1 tRNA gene and 2 rRNA genes are annotated in these 1,509 nt (G+C 55.7%); all 3 read right to left on the reverse strand.

Features of this window, described 5'->3' with window-relative positions:
* Nucleotides 1-3 precede the first annotated feature (3 nt).
* A tRNA-Met gene (locus ACR0EF_RS18520) sits at nucleotides 4-80 on the reverse strand.
* Nucleotides 81-166: 86 nt separating this feature from the next.
* A 5S ribosomal RNA gene (gene rrf / locus ACR0EF_RS18525) occupies nucleotides 167-281 on the reverse strand.
* Between the two features lie 238 nt (nucleotides 282-519).
* Nucleotides 520-1,509, reverse strand: a 23S ribosomal RNA gene (locus ACR0EF_RS18530); the annotation flags it as partial.

The following is a 1,509-nucleotide window of genomic DNA, read 5'->3' on the forward strand; positions in this document are numbered from 1 at the left end:
TTTTGGTTGCGGGAGCAGGATTTGAACCTGCGACCTTCAGGTTATGAGCCTGACGAGCTACCGGGCTGCTCCATCCCGCGACACTTTGGGTTGGTCTGTTGCCTATTTGGCTGATTGAGACCTGGTCGTGTTTTTTGATCGTTTTAGAGAGGGGGGATTTTTCTAGGTTTGGCGGTGACCTACTCTCCCGGGGCTTGAGCCCAAGTACCATTGGCGCTGCAGTGCTTAACTTCCGGGTTCGGGATGGGACCGGGTGTTTCACTTGCGCTATGACCACCAAACCGAGGAAAATCCCCGTCGCTCTTTTTGCTTTGCAAAAAGGCGACGCGCGGGAGGCGGCGTATTCGCTTGCGAATGCGCGTTCCCGCACGGTTGTATAATCAATCAACCCCGTGCAATCCGCTTTGCGGATTGTCACGTCGTTGTCCTTGGTCAAGGTCGGTGTATGCTTTTGGTCTTGTTTGATCGCCTACCGCTTCGCTACTTGAGGCGGTGAGCTTTGTCTTTCTGTTACTGGATCAAATCAAGCCTATCGGGCGATTAGTACCGGTCAACTGAACGCATTGCTGCGCTTACATCTCCGGCCTATTGACGTGGTGGTCTTCCACGGCCCTCAGGGAGACCTTGTTTTGAGGGGGGCTTCCCGCTTAGATGCCTTCAGCGGTTATCCTGTCCGATCATAGCTACCCTGCACTGCCGTTGGCACGACAACAGGTCCACCAGTGGATCGTTCACCCCGGTCCTCTCGTACTAGGGGCAACTCCTCTCAAGTCTCCTACACCCACGGCAGATAGGGACCGAACTGTCTCACGACGTTCTAAACCCAGCTCACGTACCTCTTTAAACGGCGAACAGCCGTACCCTTGGGACCTGCTCCAGCCCCAGGATGAGATGAGCCGACATCGAGGTGCCAAACACTGCCGTCGATATGGACTCTTGGGCAGTATCAGCCTGTTATCCCCGGCGTACCTTTTATCCGTTGAGCGATGGCCCTTCCACTCGGGACCACCGGATCACTATGGCCGTCTTTCGACTCTGCTCGACTTGTCAGTCTCGCAGTCAGGCTGGCTTCTGCCATTGCACTCAACGAGCGATTTCCGACCGCTCTGAGCCAACCTTCGCGCGCCTCCGTTACGCTTTAGGAGGCGACCGCCCCAGTCAAACTACCCGCCACGCAGGGTCCCGGATCCGGATAACGGACCGCGGTTAGACATCAAGAATGCAAAGGGTGGTATCTCAAGGGAGGCTCCACAGGAACTGGCGTCCCTGCTTCGAAGCCTACCACCTATCCTGCACATTGCAGTCCTGATGCCAGTGCGAAGCTGTAGTAAAGGTGCACGGGGTCTTTCCGTCTAACCGCGGGAAGCCTGCATCTTGACAGGCAATTCAATTTCGCTGAGTCGATGTTGGAGACAGCGGGGAAGTCGTTACGCCATTCGTGCAGGTCGGAACTTACCCGACAAGGAATTTCGCTACCTTAGGACCGTTATAGTTACGGCCGCCGTTTAC

The sequence above is a fragment of the Ruegeria sp. CG8 genome, from assembly GCF_056537165.1.